The sequence below is a fragment of the Rhodococcus sp. SORGH_AS_0301 genome (assembly GCF_030818285.1).
In the GTDB taxonomy this organism is placed as follows: Bacteria; Actinomycetota; Actinomycetes; order Mycobacteriales; family Mycobacteriaceae; genus Rhodococcoides.
The window spans coordinates 1,595,292-1,613,519 of sequence record NZ_JAUTAC010000002.1; the positions used below are offsets into that span (position 1 = coordinate 1,595,292).

Annotated in this window: 15 protein-coding genes and 1 pseudogene; 11 read left to right on the forward strand and 5 right to left on the reverse strand. The window is 68.3% G+C overall.

What is annotated here, in order from left to right:
* The first annotated feature begins 180 nt into the window (after nucleotides 1–180).
* From QE397_RS08170 to QE397_RS08185, 4 genes and pseudogenes are all read left to right on the forward strand, one after another.
* Nucleotides 181–1,875: a phosphoenolpyruvate--protein phosphotransferase gene (locus QE397_RS08170; RefSeq protein WP_307092770.1), complete on the forward strand. Its 1,695-nt coding sequence runs from the start codon at nucleotides 181–183 to the stop codon at nucleotides 1,873–1,875.
* 117 nt (nucleotides 1,876–1,992) lie between these two features.
* Nucleotides 1,993–3,252: pseudogene (locus tag QE397_RS08175) on the forward strand (uracil-xanthine permease family protein); the annotation flags it as partial.
* Nucleotides 3,253–3,795: 543 nt separating this feature from the next.
* Nucleotides 3,796–4,419, forward strand: coding sequence for a YigZ family protein (locus QE397_RS08180; protein WP_307092772.1), 624 nt, complete (start codon nucleotides 3,796–3,798; stop codon nucleotides 4,417–4,419).
* Nucleotides 4,420–4,578: 159 nt separating this feature from the next.
* Complete coding sequence (locus tag QE397_RS08185; protein WP_222630911.1) at nucleotides 4,579–5,721, forward strand: acyl-CoA dehydrogenase family protein; 1,143 nt, start codon at nucleotides 4,579–4,581, stop codon at nucleotides 5,719–5,721.
* Between the two features lie 61 nt (nucleotides 5,722–5,782).
* Here QE397_RS08185 and lexA read toward each other — a convergent pair whose 3' ends face one another.
* Nucleotides 5,783–6,565 carry a transcriptional repressor LexA gene (gene lexA / locus QE397_RS08190; RefSeq protein WP_307092775.1) on the reverse strand — a complete coding sequence of 261 codons (783 nt, stop codon included), beginning with the start codon at nucleotides 6,563–6,565 and terminating at the stop codon, nucleotides 5,783–5,785.
* Nucleotides 6,566–6,828: 263 nt separating this feature from the next.
* Here lexA and QE397_RS08195 point away from each other — a divergent pair, with 263 nt between their 5' ends.
* Together QE397_RS08195 and nrdR are read left to right on the forward strand one after the other, a co-directional pair.
* On the forward strand, nucleotides 6,829–7,245 hold the full coding sequence (locus QE397_RS08195) for a hypothetical protein (protein ID WP_027505146.1): 417 nt from the start codon (nucleotides 6,829–6,831) through the stop codon (nucleotides 7,243–7,245).
* A gap of 112 nt (nucleotides 7,246–7,357) precedes the next feature.
* Entirely contained in the window at nucleotides 7,358–7,855 is a 498-nt protein-coding gene (nrdR, locus tag QE397_RS08200) for a transcriptional regulator NrdR (protein ID WP_056444882.1), read from the forward strand.
* Between the two features lies 1 nt (nucleotide 7,856).
* On the opposite strand, the gene hrpA is transcribed toward nrdR, so the two are convergent.
* Both hrpA and map read right to left on the reverse strand, forming a co-directional pair.
* Nucleotides 7,857–11,783 (reverse strand): ATP-dependent RNA helicase HrpA, encoded by a 3,927-nt coding sequence (hrpA, locus tag QE397_RS08205; RefSeq protein WP_307092778.1) that lies wholly within the window; start codon nucleotides 11,781–11,783, stop codon nucleotides 7,857–7,859.
* 20 nt (nucleotides 11,784–11,803) lie between these two features.
* The gene (gene map, locus QE397_RS08210) at nucleotides 11,804–12,571 is read right to left on the reverse strand and encodes a type I methionyl aminopeptidase (RefSeq protein WP_027505149.1); all 768 of its coding nucleotides are present in this window, start codon (nucleotides 12,569–12,571) and stop codon (nucleotides 11,804–11,806) included.
* A gap of 79 nt (nucleotides 12,572–12,650) precedes the next feature.
* On the opposite strand from map, the gene QE397_RS08215 reads away from it, so the two are divergent.
* The 3 genes from QE397_RS08215 to QE397_RS08225 are packed head-to-tail and all read left to right on the forward strand — an operon-like array spanning nucleotide 12,651 to nucleotide 14,885.
* Nucleotides 12,651–12,917 (forward strand): helix-turn-helix domain-containing protein, encoded by a 267-nt coding sequence (locus QE397_RS08215; protein ID WP_027505150.1) that lies wholly within the window; start codon nucleotides 12,651–12,653, stop codon nucleotides 12,915–12,917.
* A gap of 48 nt (nucleotides 12,918–12,965) precedes the next feature.
* A complete protein-coding gene (locus tag QE397_RS08220) occupies nucleotides 12,966–13,622 on the forward strand; it encodes a Pr6Pr family membrane protein (protein WP_056444876.1) in 657 nt (218 codons plus the stop codon).
* Between the two features lie 57 nt (nucleotides 13,623–13,679).
* Complete coding sequence (locus QE397_RS08225; RefSeq protein WP_056445275.1) at nucleotides 13,680–14,885, forward strand: aspartate aminotransferase family protein; 1,206 nt, start codon at nucleotides 13,680–13,682, stop codon at nucleotides 14,883–14,885.
* Between the two features lie 420 nt (nucleotides 14,886–15,305).
* Here the strand turns inward: QE397_RS08225 and zapE are convergent, their stop codons facing one another.
* Nucleotides 15,306–16,301: a cell division protein ZapE gene (zapE, locus tag QE397_RS08230; protein WP_307092782.1), complete on the reverse strand. Its 996-nt coding sequence runs from the start codon at nucleotides 16,299–16,301 to the stop codon at nucleotides 15,306–15,308.
* 282 nt (nucleotides 16,302–16,583) lie between these two features.
* Here zapE and QE397_RS08235 point away from each other — a divergent pair, with 282 nt between their 5' ends.
* Together QE397_RS08235 and QE397_RS08240 are read left to right on the forward strand one after the other, a co-directional pair.
* Nucleotides 16,584–17,165 carry a dihydrofolate reductase family protein gene (locus QE397_RS08235; protein ID WP_307092784.1) on the forward strand — a complete coding sequence of 194 codons (582 nt, stop codon included), beginning with the start codon at nucleotides 16,584–16,586 and terminating at the stop codon, nucleotides 17,163–17,165.
* A complete protein-coding gene (locus tag QE397_RS08240; protein ID WP_261781336.1) occupies nucleotides 17,162–18,034 on the forward strand; it encodes an SDR family NAD(P)-dependent oxidoreductase in 873 nt (290 codons plus the stop codon). The genes QE397_RS08235 and QE397_RS08240 overlap by 4 nt, the downstream gene beginning before the upstream one ends.
* Here the strand turns inward: QE397_RS08240 and QE397_RS08245 are convergent.
* On the reverse strand, nucleotides 18,031–18,222 hold the full coding sequence (locus tag QE397_RS08245) for a hypothetical protein (RefSeq protein ID WP_037185345.1): 192 nt from the start codon (nucleotides 18,220–18,222) through the stop codon (nucleotides 18,031–18,033). The two genes, QE397_RS08240 and QE397_RS08245, sit on opposite strands and share 4 nt — an antisense overlap.
* Between the last annotated feature and the right edge of the window lie 6 nt (nucleotides 18,223–18,228).

The following is an 18,228-nucleotide window of genomic DNA, read 5'->3' on the forward strand; positions in this document are numbered from 1 at the left end:
GTGTTCACCGCCCCTCCGTCCGAACCGTTGTTTCACTGTTGGTTTATGTTGTTTTACGCCCGTCTCTGTTGACATGTCAAGAGGTTCGAGTAATCTGAGTCACAAGAGCCATCGCGGGAGACGCGATGCACAGCGGGTAGGCGAGATGCCCCCGCACCACCGCGCAGCAGGAGGAAGCAGATGACGGGATCGCTCACCGTGAACGAGGCACAGCCGACGGCCCACGCGGTGCAGGGCACGCCGGTGGTGCCCGGCGTCGGCTACGGCCCCGCGATCCGCCCGGCGCCGCGCCCCTCACGTCCCGACACGGCCGTCGAGATCGCCGAGGACGCGCGCGATGCAGAGAAGGAGCGCTTCCGCGCCGCGGCGGCCGAGGTCGGTCGACGTCTGCAGGCCCGTGCCGCACTGGCAACCGGCTCCGCGTCCGAGGTGCTCGCCGCCAACGCCGCGATGGCCGAGGACCGCGGGTGGATCGGCGCCGGCGTCAAGGCCATCGGCAAGGGTTCCGACGCCGCGTACGCCGCCGTCACCGCGACGGACCAGTTCGTCGCCATGTTCGCCAAGCTCGGCGGACGCATGGCCGAGCGCATCACCGACCTCATGGACATCTGCGACCGCGTGATCGCCGAGCTGTCCGATCTCCCGGAGCCCGGCGTGCCCACCCCGTCGGAGCCCTCGGTTCTCCTGGCGGAGGACCTCGCACCCGCCGACACCGCGGGACTCGACGCCACGCTGGTCGTCGGCCTCGCGACCTCGCTCGGTGGACCCACCAGCCACACCGCGATCATCGCCCGTCAGCTCGGCATCCCGTGCATCGTCGCGGCGACGGGCCTCGACGACGTCCCCGCCGGGACGCTCGTCATGGTGGACGGCACCACCGGCCGCATCGAGATCGAGCCCGATCCGTCCACGGCACGCTCCGCGGTCGAGGAATCGGCCACCCACCTCGCCGAGGTCGCCGACTGGAGCGGGCCGGGCCGGACGTCCGACGGTCACCGTGTCGACATCCTCGCGAACGTGCAGGACGGCGCCGGCGCTCGCGCAGCCCGGTCGACCGCGGCCGACGGCGTCGGACTCTTCCGCACCGAACTCAGCTTCCTCGACCGCGACGTCGAGCCCACCGTCGACGAGCAGGCCTCGATCTACGCCGAGGTGCTCACCGCGTTCGAGGGCACCAAGGTGGTCGTCCGCACGCTCGACGCCGGCTCGGACAAGCCGCTGCGCTTCGCGAACCACGCCGACGAGGCCAACCCGGCCCTCGGAGTGCGCGGCATCCGTATCGCCGAGGGCAATCGCGGCATCCTGCACCGCCAGCTCGACGCCATCGCGGCCGCGGCGGCCTCGACCGAGTCGTCCCCGTGGGTGATGGCCCCGATGATCGCCACGTCCGCCGAGGCGCAGGCCTTCGCCGCCGACGTGCGGGAACGCGGGCTCACCCCCGGCGTCATGATCGAGGTGCCCGCCGCGGCGCTGCTCGCGGACCGGATCCTCGATCACGTCGACTTCCTGTCCATCGGAACCAACGACCTCGCGCAGTACACGATGGCGGCCGACCGCATGTCCGCCGACCTGGCCGCACTGACCGATCCGTGGCAGCCCGCAGTCCTGACGCTCGTCGCCCACGCGGCGAAGGCCGGCGCAGCGGTGAACAAGCCTGTCGGAGTCTGCGGAGAGGCCGCCGCGGACCCGTTGTTGGCCTGTGTCCTCGTCGGCTTCGGCGTCACGTCCCTCTCGGCCGCGTCGGCCGCCGTGGCCGGTGTCGGCGCGAAGCTCGGCACCGTGACGCTCGAGCAGTGCAGGGCCGCGGCCGAGGCCGTGCTGTCCACCTCCAGCCCGGCCGAAGCACGCGAGGTGGCCGCCGGCCTGCTCGGGTGATGCGCTCCCGCCCTCCGACCGGCCTCCGGCCTTCCCGGTGACCTGCCGACCGGCCTCCGGCCTTCCCGGTGACCTGCCGACCGGCCTCCGGCCTTCCCGCATGACATCATTTCCGCCGTGACGACAACTCGATCCAGACAGTTCTTCCCTCGCTGGTCCGTCCACGGTGACGGTCGCACCGTGGCGCCCGACGCGGTCGTCGCTCCGGACGAACGGCTCTCGTGGCCGCGCACGATCGGGATCGGGATGCAGCATGTCGTCGCGATGTTCGGCGCCACTCTGCTGGTGCCGACCATCACCGGGTTCCCGGTCACGACGACGCTGTTCTTCTCCGGCCTGGGTACCGCGATCTTCCTGTTGGCCACGCGCGGCCGGATCCCGAGCTACCTGGGCTCGTCCTTCGCCTTCATCGCACCCTTGGCGGCGACGGCGGGCGACGGTCCCGCTGCGCAGCTCGGCGCGGTGCTCGTGGTGGGCGTGGTGTTGTTCCTGGTCGGCCTGCTCGTCCGGTTGGCGGGGAGCCGCGTCCTCGACGCCGTCATGCCGCCGCTCGTGACCGGCGCGATCGTGGCGCTCATCGGCCTGAACCTCGCGTCCACCGCCGCGACCTCGTACGAAGCTCAGCCGCTCGTCGCGACCGTGACCCTCGTGGCGGTCCTGCTGGTCACCGTCGCGGTGCCGGGGCTGATCGGTCGCCTCGGCATCCTCGTCGGCGTCGTCGTGGGATGGGTGTTCGCTGCCGTCACCGGTGCTCTCGATCCCGCACGCGTCGACGCACTCGGTAGCGCGTCGTGGATCGGACTGCCCGAGTTCACCGGCCCCTCGTTCCAGCTCTCCGTCGTGCTCGTCGCACTGCCCGTCGTCGTGGTGCTCGTCGCCGAGAACGTCGGTCACGTGAAGGCGGTCGCGGCGATGACGGGTCGGTCCCTCGACGACGTCGCCGGTGACGCCCTCATGGCGGACGGCGCGGCGACCGTCCTCGCCGGTGCCGGTGGTGGTTCGGGCACCACGACCTACGCGGAGAACATCGGTGTCATGGCCGCCACCCGCGTGTACTCCACCGCTGCCTACTGGGTCGCCGCCGCCACGGCGCTGGTGCTCTCGTTCTCCCCGAAGTTCGGCGCGCTGATCTTCACGGTCCCGAGCGGTGTCATCGGCGGCGCGACGCTCGTGCTCTACGGTCTCATCGGCCTTCTCGGCGTGCGGATCTGGCAGGAAGCGGGGATCGACTTCACCAAACCGCTCAACCTGATGGTCGCGGCGGCCGCCCTCGTCGCCGGTGTCGGTGACCTGACGCTGACCATCGGATCCGTCGAACTCGGCGGCATCGTGTGGGGCTCGGTCGGCATCCTGGTCGCGTACCCGGTGCTCCCGCGCGCTGTCGGAGCGGCGACGAGACTGAGCGGTCTGTGTCACGCTGAGGCGGTGAGCCACCCACACCTCGACCCGATGCGACCCGTGCGCCTCGCGCCGGACGAGTGGCCGTCGACGCCGGCGTGGAAGGTTCCGGCGCTCATGGCTGTCTCGGCTGTAGCAGCCGCCTCGACGCTCGCGCTGCCGAACATTGCTGCTCGTGCATCCGTTGCGGCTGTTGCCCTGATTGTTGCTGTGGTCCTCGCCGTGGCATCCGTACGCCGAGCCGTGCGCGAGAGCGGCGACCAGCGCATCTCCTGGTTGCGCGGCCCCGCGGTGCGTCGCCGAGACGTCGACCTGCTTCAAAGCTGCAGTGGGTCTGCTCTGTTCGTCGGGGCCTTGGCGCTGAATGCCGTTCCGGGTTGGTATTGGTGGGTGACCGCGGCGCTCGTCGTCTGGGTTCTGCCGCCCCTCGTTCTGCAGGCTCGGCACAACCGCCGGGTCACGCGATCCGGTGCAGATTTCGTCGCTCACCGACGATTTCTGCACCGGATCTAGGCTGGCTCCGTGCCGCATGCCCTCGTCTCGACCCGACACGTCGATGCGGAAACGGTGATCGAGCGGAGCCGGTTCCTCGCCCGCGTGGTCACCGTCCACACCGAGTCCGAGGCGCTCGACGTGGTCGCTGCGGTGTCGGCAAAGTTCCCCGATGCGGGCCACCACTGTTGGGCTTTCGTCGTCGGCGCAGATCAGGAGCACCGTCGTCAGCGCGCATCGGACGACGGCGAACCTGGCGGTACGGCAGGTGTTCCGATGCTCGGCGTGCTGACCGGCCGCGACCTCGTCGATGTGGTGGCCGTCGTCAGTCGGTGGTTCGGGGGCGTCAAGCTCGGCGCCGGTGGCTTGGTGCGCGCCTACTCGGGCGCGGTGAGTGCGGCGCTCGACCGCGCGGAGGTCGGCGAGCTCGCGCGAGTCGACGTCCTCGAGATGGACTTGTCCCATGCTGATGCCGGTCGGGTGGAGGGCGTCCTGCGAGTGCACGGATTCGCCGTCGACGACGTCGCCTACGGATCCGACGTGCGGCTCCGGGTGATCGGTGACGGCGACCGGCTCGACGGTGTCCTCGCGTCCGCGACCGGCGGCGGTGTGGTGGCAGAGCGCGTCGGGCACCGGTGGGTGCTCGGTCTCTGAGGCGGCTGGGTGCGCTGAGCCGCGGATACCGCGGCTCAACACACCGGATTCGAGTCAGTGACGCCGAGGTCACCGAACGTGCTCGCACTGGTCATCGACCCCGCTCGTACCTGGTTCTAGGCTCGAGACAGATCCGCCGTACGCACGACGAGGAGAATCATGAAGCGCACGTTGTTCGAGCCCGAGCACGACCTGTTCCGCAGCTCGTACAAGAAGTTTCTCGAGCAGCACGTCGCGCCGCATCACGCGGAGTGGGAGACGCAGAACATCGTAGACAGAGGTGTCTGGGTCGAGGCCGGCAAGCAGGGCTTCCTGGGCATGGCAGTGCCGGAGGAGTTCGGCGGCGGCGGAGTCAAGGACTTCCGCTACAACGCCATCGTCACCGAGGAGACCACGGCCGGTGGGTACAGCGGCATCGGGTTCACGCTGCACAACGACGTCGTCGCTCCCTACCTGATCGAGCTGACCAACGACGAGCAGAAGCAGCGCTGGTTGCCCGGGTTCTGCTCCGGCGAGCTGATCACCGCGATCGCGATGACCGAGCCGGGCACGGGCAGTGACCTGCAGGGCATCAAGACCAAGGCCGTCCGTGACGGTGACGACTGGGTGCTCAACGGCTCCAAGACGTTCATCACCAACGGCATCAACGCCGACATCGTCATCGTGGTGGCGTGCACCGATCCGGAGAAGGGCGCGCAGGGCTTCAGCCTGTTCGTCGTCGAGCGCGACATGCCGGGCTTCGAGCGCGGCCGCAACCTCGACAAGATCGGTATGAAGGCGCAGGACACCGCGGAGCTCAGCTTCACCGACGTCCGCATCCCTGCCGCCAACTTGCTCGGTCAGGAGGGTATGGGCTTCATCTACCTGATGCAGAACCTGCCGCAGGAGCGCCTGTCGATCGCCGTCGTCGCGGCTGCCGCGATGGAGTCCGCGCTCGCGATGACGATCCAGTACTGCAAGGACCGCAAGGCGTTCGGCAAGCCGATCGGCAAGTTCCAGAACACGCGATTCGTGCTGGCGGAGTGCGCGACCGAGACGACTGCCGTCCGCATCATGGTGGACAAGTACATCGAGCAGCTCAACGCGAACGAGCTGTCGGTCCAGGAAGCCGCCATGGCGAAGTGGTGGACCACCGAGAACCAGGTCAAGCTCATCGACCGGTGCCTGCAGCTGCACGGTGGCTACGGCTACATGAAGGAGTACCCGATCGCCAAGGCGTACATGGACTCCCGCGTGCAGACCATCTACGGCGGCACGACGGAAATCATGAAGGAGATCATCGGTCGCGGTCTGGACCTGTAGGAACCTCGAACACGACGACGCCGGCGCTGGAAATCCAGCGCCGGCGTTCGTGTGTCCGGAATCAGAGCTTGCGCATCACGGTGACGACCTTGCCCAGCACCACGGCGTCGTTCCCGGGAATAGGCTCGAACAGGTCGTTGTGGGGGAGCAGCCAGACGTCCCCACCAGTCCGCTTGAACGTCTTGACGGTGGCCTCTCCGTCGATCATGGCGGCGACGATGTCCCCGTTGTCTGCCACGTTCTGCTGACGCACGACCACCCAGTCACCGTCGCAGATGGCGGCGTCGATCATCGACTCACCGACGACGCGGAGAAGGAACAGCGAGCCGGACCCGACGAGCTCGCGCGGAAGCGGGAACACGTCCTCGACGGCCTGCTCCGCGAGAATCGGACCACCCGCGGCGATACGTCCCAGGACGGGGACGAAGGTCGGTGCGGGCAGGCGATCGTCGTCCGACGACGGTATGTCCGCGCTGTCGAGGTGATTCGTGGTGTCCGCGGCGACTAGATCGTCCTGCGCGACGGCAGAGACCTCTTCGGGGCGCCCGTTCTCGCCCGGCAGACGCACGTCGACGGCGCGGGGACGGTTGGGGTCGCGGCGCAGGAACCCCTTGCGTTCGAGGGTGCGCAGTTGATGCGCGACCGACGAGGTGGACGTCAATCCGACGGCGTCACCGATCTCCCGGATGCTCGGCGGATAGCCGCGTTCGACGACCGACGCACGGATCACCTCGAGCACTCGCCGCTGACGTTCGGTGAGACCGGACTCGGTGTCGGCGGTCTTGGCCGAGCCGGTCGCTGACGCGCGCCCGCCGACCGTGCCGGATGAGCTGTCGTCCTTCATCGAGATACCTCCATCGGTAGCAGTGGACGTGGGGCAGGTGGTGCTGGTGTCACGTCCGTTGTGCGTGTGTCGAACCTAAACCGAAACGGGACTCGGATCAAACACCTGTTCGAAGCGTGTCGCGTGTTCGATGCACTTTGTCGGACCGGACTGCTATACATCGAACATGCGTTCATTCGAACGCGTGGGCGAATGTGTTGTTCGAACACCTCGGTGCATCGGCGACGCGGACGGCCACCGGCTATCCACGAGGAGTGGTTGCAATGACTCGAAGTGACCTGCTGACTGTCGGCACCGCACGTTCCATCGACATGCATGCACCCGTCCGCACGCGCTGGACCTGCGACGACGATTCCTACTGGGGTGTGGCCGACCGCGCGGCCGGGTCCACGACGACCGACGTGCGCGAGCGCACCACGGTCCGCCGCAGCCCCGCTCCGCGCGACTCCCGCCGCCCCGACGGCGGCACTGTCGACTACCGTCGCCGCTCGAACGGTGTCTCGCAGGTCGAACACCGCACTCGTCGGGGACACGGATTCGCGACGCCCATCGCTGTGGCGCTGATCACAGCAGTGTCCGTTTTGGGGCTGGTGGGGTTGGCGAACATGCGCTCCGCCGACGTTCCGGCACAGCCGTCCATCTCGGAGCAGGTGGAGATGGGCGTCGTCTCCGGACGCTGACACCGGCCGGACACGCCCCCGGGGCCGCGGAAGGCCGTCCCGGTACGCTGGACACACCGAGAGCCGCCGTGGCGCTCGGGAAATGCCCGAGCCATCGAGGGGTCTCTGTCCGATGCACTGCCCGTTCTGCCGTCACCCCGACTCGCGCGTCGTCGATTCGCGTGAAGCGGAAGAGGGCCAGGCGATCCGGCGGCGTCGTTCCTGCCCCGAATGCGGTCGACGCTTCACCACGGTGGAGACAGCAGTGCTCTCCGTCGTGAAACGCAGTGGCGTGAGTGAGCCGTTCAGTCGCGAGAAGGTGGTCAAGGGAGTCCGTCGGGCCTGCCAGGGCCGCCAGGTCGACAACGACGCGCTCGTCCTCCTCGCCCAGCAGGTCGAGGACACGGTGCGGGCTTCCGGGTCGGCCGAGATCCCCAGCAACGAGGTAGGGCTCGCCATACTCGGGCCACTGCGCGATCTCGACGAGGTGGCCTACCTCCGATTCGCCTCCGTCTACCGCTCGTTCAGCAGTGCGGACGACTTCGAGCGCGAGATCGAGGACCTTCGTCGCCACCGCGCCGAGCACGATGCCGCCCCCGCCCGGGACGCGGAGCCCGCCGCTCAGCGGTGAGTCAGCGCCGCACCGCACGTCGGACGTCGTCGATGGCCTTGCGCACCCGCTTCTCGCTCACCGGGTACAGCGTTCCCAGGGTCTGAGCGAACAGGTTGACCCTCAGCTCCTCGATCATCCAGGCGATCTCCCGCACGGCATCGCTGCGGCCCACCGAGTCCGGTACCGACCCGAGCAGGGCGTCGTAGTCCGCATAGACGCGGTCCAGCACGTCCATCCCCGCCGCGTCGCGGCGAGCGCTGGACGGGAATGCGCGAAGTCGGCGCTCGGCCGCCTCGAGGTAGCGCGGAAGATGTGGCAGGTGCGCTTCGCCGGTCTCGAAGACGTATCCGGGGAAGATCAGCCCGTCGAGCTGCTGGCGCACGTCGTCCGCGGCATCACCCGTCGCGTCGTCGAGTGCGAGGCGGACCCTCGTCGCGGCACCGAGAGATGGTTCCGCCACCCGGAGCACCGCGGCCGTCCGGCCGGCGAGCTCGCCCCGGACCGCCTTCTCCAGCACTGCATACGCCTCGGGCGTGGACACCGGGCCGCCGTGCTTCATCATGAGCTCGTCGGCCGCGAGGGTGCGGCAGTCCTCGACGAACGCCTCGATGCTTCCGTGCGGATTCTGCCCCAGCGCGAGCCGCTGAGCCGGGGAGCGTCCGGTGAGCAGGTTCTTCGTCGACAATGGGATGGCGTCGAGCAGGAGGCGTCGGGTGCCCTCGCGCATCGCTGCTCGCTGCTCGGCGGCGGTGCCCAGGACACGAACGGCGACCCCGCCCTTCTCGGGAACCAGGGCGGGATACCCGGTCACCTTCTGCGAGTTGACCGTTCGGGTGACGGTGGGCTCGAGTGTGCCGATGGTCTCGGACGTCCACCGTGTCACCGGGGCCTTCTCCGAGTCCTTGGCGGCGACGCCGACCGCAGCGGCCGCGGCAGCACCGAGTCGGGTGCGCAAGGCGGAGAGGGACGTGTCCTTGTCCAGTCGACGGCCGCGATCGTCGACCACCACGAACGTCATCTTCAGGTGGCGGGGCAGCGCGGACGGGTCGAAATCCGACGGTGCGATCGGCACGGCGCCCATGCGGGTGAGTTCACGCGACAGTGCGACCAGTAGTGGTTCCGTCCTCGGTCGCATCGCCGCGACGGCGGCCACCGCGTGGTCGGGCGCTGGGACGACGTTGCGGCGCAACTCCTTCGGAAGAGTCTTGATCAGGGCCGTCACCAACTCGACGCGCATGCCGGGGACGAGCCAATCGAATCCGACGTCGGCGACGCGGGGGAGGAGGGCGATGGGAATGGTGATGGTGACGCCGTCGTCCTCCTTGCCCGGCTCGAACTGGTAGGTCAGGGGGAACTGCGCCTCGCCCTGACGCCAGGCGTCGGGGTAGTCGCCCTCGACGACCGCGGCGGCGTCCGGATTGACGACGGTGGCGCGGTCGAAGTCGAGCAGGTCCGGCGTCGTGCGGGACGCCTTCTTCCACCACCGGTCGAAGTGACGGGCCGACACCACGGTCGCAGGTACACGCTCGTCGTAGAAAGCGAAGAGGGTGTCGTCGTCGACGACGATGTCGCGTCGGCGGGCGCGCGACTCCAGTTCCTCGGCGTCGCTGCGCATCTCCTGGTTCGCGTGGAAGAAGCGGTGGTGCGTCCGCCACTCGCCCTGTACGAGAGCGTGGCGGATGAACAAGTCGCGAGACACCTCGGCATCGATACCGCTGAAGGTGACGGGCCGGCGGGCGGCGAGAGGAATGCCGTGCAGCGTGACGCGTTCGTAGGCCATCGCCACTTCGCGCTTCGTCGACCAGTGCGGCTCCGAGTACTGGCGTTTGATCAGGTGCGGGGCCAGCTTCTCGGCCCATTCGGGTTCGATGCGCGCACCCATCCGGGCCCAGAGTCGGCTGGTCTCCACGAGTTCGGCCGCCATGATCCAGCGCGGCGGCTTGCGGAACAGGCTCGAACCGGGGAAGACGGCGAAGGTCGACCCACGTGCTCCGAGGAAATCCTTCTTGTCGCCCTCACGAAGACCGATGTGCGACAGCAGACCCGGCAGCAGTGCCTGGTGGATCACGGCATGGTTCGGCTCCGAGGAGTCGGCCGTGTCAGGCATGGTCCAGCCCAGGCCACGCGTGATCTGGCGCAGCTGACCGTGCAGGTCCTGCCATTCGCGAATGCGCAGGTAGTGCAGGAATTCCGATCGGCACATGCGTCGGAACTGGTTCGAGGACAGCTCTCGGCGCTGGTCTCCCAGATACGTCCACAGTTGCCACAGTGCGAGAAAGTCCGAACCTTCCACCACGAAACGCTTGTGCATCTCGTCGGCGGCCTGCTGATGCTCCGCGGGCCGCTCGCGCACGTCCTGGATCGAGAGCGCCGAGACGATGACGAGAACTTCCCGCAGGCATCCGTTGCGGTTGGCCTCGACCAGCATGCGCGCCATGCGCGGGTCGACCGGGAGGCCGGCGAGCTCCTTGCCGAGTGAGGTGAGCACGGGCCCGTCCTCGCCCTGCGACTCGAGCGCCCCGAGTTCGTCGAGCAGTCCCAGGCCGTCACGGATGCTGCGCGGGTCCGGTGCCTCGACGAACGGGAACGCGTCGATGCGGCCCAGTCCCAGCGAGGCCATCTGCAGAATGACCGATGCGAGGTTCGTGCGCAGGATCTCGGGATCCGTGTACTCGGGGCGGGCCTCGAAGTCCTCCTGCGAGTACAACCGGATGCAGATGCCGTCCGCGACGCGACCGCACCGGCCGGCTCGCTGGCGGGCCGACGCCTGCGAGATGGGTTCGATCGGCAGACGCTGCACCTTGGTGCGCAGCGAGTACCGCGAGATGCGCGCGGTTCCGGGGTCGACGACGTACCGGATGCCGGGCACGGTGAGCGACGTCTCGGCGACGTTGGTGGACAACACGACTCGTCGACCGGTGTGGCCGGTGAAGACGCGGTGCTGCTCGGCTGCCGACAGCCGGGCGTAGAGCGGAAGAATCTCGACGTTGCGCAGTCGGCGATCCTTCAGAGCATCGGCGGTGTCGCGGATCTCGCGCTCGCCCGACAGGAACACGAGGACATCGCCCTCCGGTTCGGTGAGCAGTTCCTCGACGGCGTCGCACGTGGCGTCGACCGGGTCGAGTTCGATGGTCTGCTCGCCGTTCTCGACCGTGAGCGGCCGATACCGGACCTCGACGGGGAACGTCCGGCCCGACACCTCGACGATCGGCGCGTCGACCCCGTTCACCGCGAAGTGGTGCGCGAAGCGGCCAGGGTCGATGGTGGCCGAGGTGACGATGACCTTCAGATCGGGACGCTGGGGGAGCAACCGGGCGAGATAGCCCAGGATGAAGTCGATGTTGAGGCTGCGCTCGTGCGCCTCGTCGATGATGATCGTGTCGTACCGACGCATCAGCCGATCCCGTTGGATCTCGGCGAGCAGGATGCCGTCCGTCATCAGCTTGACGAGGGTGTTGTCGCTGGAGTGGTCGGTGAAGCGCACCGTGTAACCGACGGCGTCGCCGATCTCCTGCCCGAGTTCGTCGGCGATACGTTCCGCGACCGTCCTGGCGGCCAGTCGCCGGGGCTGTGTGTGTCCGATGACGCCCTGGACGCCGCGACCGAGCTCGAGGCAGATCTTCGGAATCTGTGTCGTCTTGCCCGAGCCGGTCTCGCCCGCGACGATGACGACCTGGTTCTCCGCGATGGCGGCTGCGATGTCGTCCTTGCGGGCGGACACCGGCAGTGCCTCGGGATACGTGATCGTGGGAACGGAGGCTCGACGAGCCGCGATCGTGGCTTCGGCGCGGCCGATGTCGGCAGCGATCGATTCGAGTTCGGCGGGCTTGCGGCTGCGGTCGAGCCGACGGCGCAGCCTGTGCGCGTCACGGAAGGTGAGGTCGGACAGGCGGGCCGTGAGGTCGCGGCGGGTGGGTCCGGAGGACGGGGGAGCAGATGTCGACATGGCTCACGCCAGTTTATCCGTCACCGCGGCGTCAGGATGCGTGGCCCGTCGTCCGTGATCGCGATGGTGTGCTCGGAATGGGCGGTCATGGATCCGTCGGCCGACCGGAGGGTCCATCCGTCCGGGTCCATGACGAGCTTCGCCGTCCCGCGGGACCACCAGGGTTCCAACGCGAGTGTCATGCCGGCCCGGAGTGTCAATCCCGATCCCGCACGGCCGGCGTTGGCCACGTGCGGGTCCTCGTGCATCGTCCGGCCCAGGCCGTGACCACCGAAATCGGTGTTGACCTGCTTTCCGGTCTCCCGGGCGACGTTCTCGATCGCCGCCGAGATGTCCCCGAGTCGCCCACCGACGACGGCCGCGGCGATGCCGGCATCCAGTGCGCGCCGGGTGCTCTCGATCAGTTCGACGTCCGCGGGATCAGGGTTGTCGCCGACGACGACGGTCAGCGCCGAGTCGGCGACCCATCCGTCGATGGAGACAGCGAAGTCCAGGCTCAGGACGTCCCCAGCGGCGAGCGTGTGGTCGAACGGGAGGCCGTGCAGTACACGGTCGTTGACCGACAGGCAGATGACGTTGCGGAACGGCCCGCTGCCGAACTCGGGGGCGTAGTCCCAGTAGCAGGACACCGCGCCGCGGGTGGCGACGAGGTCGCGGCAGTGATGCTCGAGATCCATCAGGTTCACGCCGGGCTGCGCCTGCTCCGACAGCGTCGTCAGTGTCTCGGCCACGAACGCGCCGGTCACCGCCATCTTGTCGATCTCGGCAGGGCCCTTGAGCTCGATCATCCGTCCATCGCTTCCTGTCGGTATTTCAATACCAACGAACGGTAGCAGACCGGTACAGGAATACCGCTATGCTGACCTTGTGGTCCGCATTCCTCTGAGTCCCGAGCAGGTCGAGGCCGGTCGTCGCCTCGGCGCCGTCCTGCGCGCCGCACGAGCGGGACGAGACCCCGAGATCGTCGCCCGTGACGCCCGGATCTCACCCGAGACGCTCCGCAAGATCGAGGTGGGTCGGATCGCGAGCCCCAGCTTCGGGACCGTGCTGCAGATCTGTGCGGCACTGGGACTGCCGGTCTCCGACGCGGTGGACGCATGGCAGGGCGACAGGGAGCATCGCGTCGCGATCTAGTGCTTCGTTGCTCGGCGCCGAGGACCGCGCTCGTGTGAGGATCGCTCCATGACTCCGCCGGACGATCGCGTCGCCACCCCTGTCGCGCTGCGCGTTCTCCGAGTCGTCGCCGCGCTGCTCGGGCTGGCCGCCCTGATCTGGATCCCCGTCCGGTCCGCGGACGTCGCCGGATTCTCGCTAGCCAACTTCTTCAGCTACTTCACCGTGCTGAGCAACGTGCTGGCCGTCGTGGTCTTCGTGATCGGCGGGGTCGTCGATCCCCGCTCCGAGACCTTCGACAGGCTTCGCGGGGCGGCCACGACCTACATGGTGATCACCGGAATCGTGTACGCGGTGTTGCTGTCGAACGTCGACGTGCAGATCCAGGACGCGTGGACCAACTCGGTGCTGCACCGCATCGTGCCCGTCCTCATCGTTCTCGACTGGATCCTGGCGCCACCACGTCGTCGCAGCGCGGAGAGCGGGCCGGTGCTGTGGTTGGTCTTTCCCGTGGTCTACGGGGTCTACAGCCTGATCCGCGGGCCCATCGTCGACTGGTACCCGTATCCGTTCCTGGACCCGCGGGAGCGGGGGTACGGCCCCCTCGCGATCGGGCTCGCCGTCCTGGTCGTGGCGTTCCTGCTCATCGCCCTGGCGGTCGACAGAGTGGGCGAACTGGCGGCGTCCCGCCGGTCGCGGAAGCACGCCACGAGTGGCCTAGGCTGACCTCTCGTGACCACTCCCCAGCACACGTCCTCCGCGTTCTGGCACGGCTTCGCCGACATGCACACCGTCGAGTCCGGCGGCCGATTCGTCGTCGCCCGAGGTGAGGGCGCGCGCATCTGGGACACGGCCGGCACCGAGTATCTCGACGGCACCGCGGGTCTGTGGTTCACGAACGTGGGTCACGGCCGCACCGCCATCGCGGACGCCGTGGCGCGGCAGCTGTCCACGCTCGCGCACTACTCGACGTTCGGCGACGTCGTTCCCGACGTGACGCTGGAACTCGCCGACCGCCTCGCAGCGATCGCGCCCGTCGCGGGCAGCAAGATCTTCTTCACCTCGGGCGGCTCCGACTCGATCGACACCGCTGCCAAGCTGGCCCGGCGTTACTGGCACCAGATGGGCAAGCCCGGCAAGACCGTCGTCGTCGGCCGCCAGAAGGCGTACCACGGCATGCACGTCGCCGGCACCGCACTGTCCGGACTCCCGCTGAACCGGGAGAACTACGGCGAGCTGATGACGGACGCGCGGACGGTCGCGTGGGACGAGGGCAAGGCGCTGCTCGAACTGATCGAGAAGGAGGGCGCGGACACCATCGCCGCGTTCTTCGCCGAGCCGATCATCGGTGCCGGCGGGGTCTACCTGCCGCCCGAGGGCTACCTGCACGAGGTGCGTCAGATCTGCCGCGACCACGACATCCTGTTCGTGGCCGACGAGGTGGTGACCGGATTCGGTCGTATCGGCGGAGCGTGGTTCGCGTCGTCGAAGCTGGGCCTCGAGCCCGACATGATGTGCACCGCGAAGGGTCTGACGTCGGGCTACGTGCCGATGGGTGCGGTCTTCGTCGCCCCGCGGGTCGCCGAGCCGTTCTACGAGGGCGGCGCCTGGTGGCGCCACGGCTACACGTACGGCGGTCACGCCGGCGCCGCTGCCGCGGCCATGGCCAACCTCGACATCATCGAGAACGAGGACCTGCTGACGCACGCGTCGCGCCTCGAAGCCACGCTGCACCGGCATCTCTCGCCCCTGGCCTCGCACGACCTGGTCAGCGAGGTCCGCAGTGGGATGGGTGTCGTCGCCGCGGTGCAGTTCGCCGACCCGTCCTACGCGATGCCGTTCGTCAAGACTCTGCGCCGCGAAGGTGTCTCCGCGCGAGCGGCCGGCAACGGCGCGATCCAGTTCTCGCCGGCGTTCGTCATGACCGACGAGCAGGTCGAACAGATGGCGTCCGCCACCGCGCGGGCGCTGGACGCCACGGTGAGCTGAGCGTCGTGGCAGTTCCCGATCACTGGATCCCGCACGCCCGCGAGGACGGCGAGGTGGTCGGGTGGATCGACATGCAGACGGCGACTCCGAATCTGATCCCCATCGATCGACTGGGTCGACCCCTGTCGGCGGTGTCGGAGTGGCCCGATGCGGAAGAAGCGTTGGAGCGCCGCGGCCTCCGGTTCCTCATGAACAGGTTCCGGTTCGAGGGGCGCACAGTGCGCATCCGATCTCTGGACGACCACCGCATCGTCCTGACGACCGCCGCGTCCGATGCTGTGGGGACGTGGGCGAGGAATACGTGCTCGACTTCCCCGCGGGGCCGGAGTTGGTGGAGTCGCCGTAGTTCCCGCGGACGTCATCGGGAGTGGTGGATGCTGCAGCATCAGCGGGAACCGATTCGATCCGCGGGACGGCTGCTCACGGGGTCGTCTGCAACTGGCTCAGGCGGCTCGCCATACGTTCGGCATCGACCGGAAGATGCCGGCTCAGGAGGAACTGTCCGAGTGGAACCTCCGCGAGAAAATCGGTGCGTATCGACGCGTCGTAGAGCACGTCGACGAGGCTGCCGAACCGATGGGCGGCGTCTCGTCCGAGGCGGTCGGGTCCCGGTACCTCGCTGATGACCCACCGAGGAAATCGGTCCGCGAGCTCGAGGAAGTCGGACGGTGCGGTGGGTCGCGCGCACAGAGCGTCGAACGTGAACCACACCAGGTCCGGACGCACAGCTCGAGCGACGACCGTACGTACCCCGATCGAGAGTGAGGCCGCGTCTCCGTCACCTGGTTCTCGCCGATCGGAGAATCGGTCCCCCGTCATCCACCGTCCCGCGGCGAACCCGCTGCGCGGTGTGTCGAGGTCCAGGGTGCGATAGTCGATCGGGCCGTCGACGTGCACGATCGCCAGTGCCTGCTCGATGCGGTGGATGGTGGGCTCGAACATGCTGTGGAACAGAGGGTTTGGAAGCAGCCGTCGCGGAGGGTAGTTCGACGTCAGGATCACTCTGACGGGCCGCCGGAACAACGCGTCGAGCAGTCGGTCGACGAAGATGCCGTCCGCCGGGTCATGGACGTGGAACTCGTCGAAGCACACCAGTTCCGCATCACCGAGCATGTGATCGAGCGCGGCGTCGAGGTCGTGACCGCGCAGGTTCAGCTCGGCGTGCAGGTCGGTGAAGAAGCGGTGACAGTGTGTCCTCGTCGTCCGGCTGGTGCGTGCCTCCGCGAGGAAGGTGTCCATCAGCCAGCTCTTGCCCCGACCGGGCGGACCCCAGAGGTAGATCCCCTGGCCGGCCATGGTTTCGAGACGGGTTGCGGCCTCGAGCTGAGACGTGTCGAGAACAAGCCCTCGCGTCGCCGCTGCTGCGGCCAGCGTTCCCTCGGGTACGAGAGGCCCGCGCACGCGTCGTCGCCACATCGTTCGACGGTACGAAACCCGGGCCGCGCGCGGTACGTGTCCTCTGCCACGCGGTCACCGCCGTGTCATGACAGCCATCCGGGCATCGAACCTCGGCATCGGCGGCTACTCAACCCCTCTGTGCGCTTTTGCCACACGATCGTCACGATGTCCACCGATCCGCAGAATGTGTCGCAATCATGTGGCGTCAGGCGCGCCCGATTGCACCCACCACGAAAATGGGGTCGCGCGGTCGCTGGTCGAGCACCTACCGTGCAAGAGTCGACCGAGAGGGGTTCGCCCATGCGAGAACTGACCTACTACGTCGCCACGAGTCTCGACGGATTCATCGCGGCTCCCGACGGCACCTGGAGCGCGTTCCTCGACGAGGGCGACCATATGGACGTGCTCGTGGACGAGTTCGCGGACACGCTTCCCGGACACGTGCAGGATGCGCTCGGGATCCATTCGGACGCAACGATGTTCGACACGGTGATCATGGGGTGGACGACATATTCCGCGGCCCTGGACGTCGGCATCGTCAGCCCCTATCCGCACCTGCGGCAGTTCGTGGCATCCCGGCACCGCCGATCCGAGTCCGACGACGTGACCGTCACGAACGATCCGGCAGCCACCCTCGACCGACTTCGTGGGGAAGACGGCGCCGGGATCTGGCTGGCGGGTGGGGGAGCGCTGGCGGGTGACCTCGTCGACCAGATCGACCGACTCGTCCTGAAGATCAACCCGGTTGTTCTCGGAGACGGTATGCGCCTGTTCGCCGGTGCCCGATACGCTGACCGGCCGTTCGAGCGCACCCGACTGCGGGCGTTCGACTCCGGAGTCGTCATCGCCGAGTACACCCGTCGAGCGGGGGTCGGATCATGAGCGGCCGGGTGTGGCTGATCACCGGTGCGAGTCGAGGGCTCGGTCGCGCGCTCGTGGACCGTGTGCTCGACGTGGGGGACAGCGTGATCGCGACCGTGAGGGGCGAGGCAGACCTTCCCGCTCACGAGCGACTCGTCGTCGATCACCTGGACGTGCGCGATCGCGGCGCGGCGCGGGCGGTCGTCTCGTCCGTCGTCGAGAAGTTCGGCCGCCTCGACGTACTGGTCGACAACGCGGGTCACGGGGCGGTGGGTGCCATCGAGGAGACGACGGAGCAGGAGGCCCGCGACATCGTCGACACGAACTTCTTCGGTGCGCTCTGGCTCAGTCAGGCAGCCGTCGAGGTCATGCGGCCTCGGCGGTCCGGCCACATCGTGCAGATATCGACCGTCGGAGCCGTCGGCACGATGCCCACCCTGGGCCTGTACGCCGCGTCGAAGTGGGCGCTCGAAGCCTTCAGTGAGGCGATGGCAGCAGAGGTGAAGGATTTCGGGATTCGCGTGAGCATCGCGGAGCTCGGCGCGGTCGACACCCAGTGGGGCACAGGAAGCATGCGATTCAGCGCTCCGTCTCCCGACTACGACGATCTGCGGACCGCGGTGTTCGGCACTCCCGCCGTGCCGTGGCCGCGAGAGGGGACGGGCGGTGGGACGGCGCCCGCGGATGCTGCGGCGGCGATCGTCGACCATGTCCGCAGCCCGGGCGACGACAGGCTGCGACTGCTGGTGGGCGATGACGCGCCCGGACAGGTTGCCGAGGCGCTCGCGCGCCGACTGGGGGACTATCGGCGCGACGAGCGTTTTCCCGCGACTGCGCTCGCTCGCTCGATCACCACTCCGATCGGCTACGAGGTGACGATCGAACGCTAGCGCTTCGTGGACGTGGCCACGGCCAGCCGCTGGTGCAACCGCTCGCGCACTTCGTCCGGTTCGTACTGACGACGCTGACGCTCGTTGCGGGCGACGAGGACGCCGGACGCTGCCACGCCGACGGCGCCGGCGAGACCTGCGACCTTCAGCAGACCGCGCACGGAGATCTTTCGGGATCGTGCAGCCATTCATGA

Bases quoted from the DNA above. Each gene is read 5' to 3' on its own strand.
- QE397_RS08170 (WP_307092770.1), top strand. From the start codon at position 181: ATGACGGGATCGCTCACCGTGAACGAGGCACAGCCGACGGCCCACGCG.
- QE397_RS08185 (WP_222630911.1), top strand. From the start codon at position 4,579: ATGAAGCGCACGTTGTTCGAGCCCGAGCACGACCTGTTCCGCAGCTCG.
- lexA (WP_307092775.1), bottom strand. From the start codon at position 6,565: ATGAAGGACGACAGCTCATCCGGCACGGTCGGCGGGCGCGCGTCAGCG.
- QE397_RS08195 (WP_027505146.1), top strand. From the start codon at position 6,829: ATGACTCGAAGTGACCTGCTGACTGTCGGCACCGCACGTTCCATCGAC.
- nrdR (WP_056444882.1), top strand. From the start codon at position 7,358: ATGCACTGCCCGTTCTGCCGTCACCCCGACTCGCGCGTCGTCGATTCG.
- hrpA (WP_307092778.1), bottom strand. From the start codon at position 11,783: ATGTCGACATCTGCTCCCCCGTCCTCCGGACCCACCCGCCGCGACCTC.
- map (WP_027505149.1), bottom strand. From the start codon at position 12,571: ATGATCGAGCTCAAGGGCCCTGCCGAGATCGACAAGATGGCGGTGACC.
- QE397_RS08220 (WP_056444876.1), top strand. From the start codon at position 12,966: ATGACTCCGCCGGACGATCGCGTCGCCACCCCTGTCGCGCTGCGCGTT.
- QE397_RS08225 (WP_056445275.1), top strand. From the start codon at position 13,680: ATGCACACCGTCGAGTCCGGCGGCCGATTCGTCGTCGCCCGAGGTGAG.
- zapE (WP_307092782.1), bottom strand. From the start codon at position 16,301: ATGTGGCGACGACGCGTGCGCGGGCCTCTCGTACCCGAGGGAACGCTG.
- QE397_RS08235 (WP_307092784.1), top strand. From the start codon at position 16,584: ATGCGAGAACTGACCTACTACGTCGCCACGAGTCTCGACGGATTCATC.
- QE397_RS08240 (WP_261781336.1), top strand. From the start codon at position 17,162: ATGAGCGGCCGGGTGTGGCTGATCACCGGTGCGAGTCGAGGGCTCGGT.
- QE397_RS08245 (WP_037185345.1), bottom strand. From the start codon at position 18,222: ATGGCTGCACGATCCCGAAAGATCTCCGTGCGCGGTCTGCTGAAGGTC.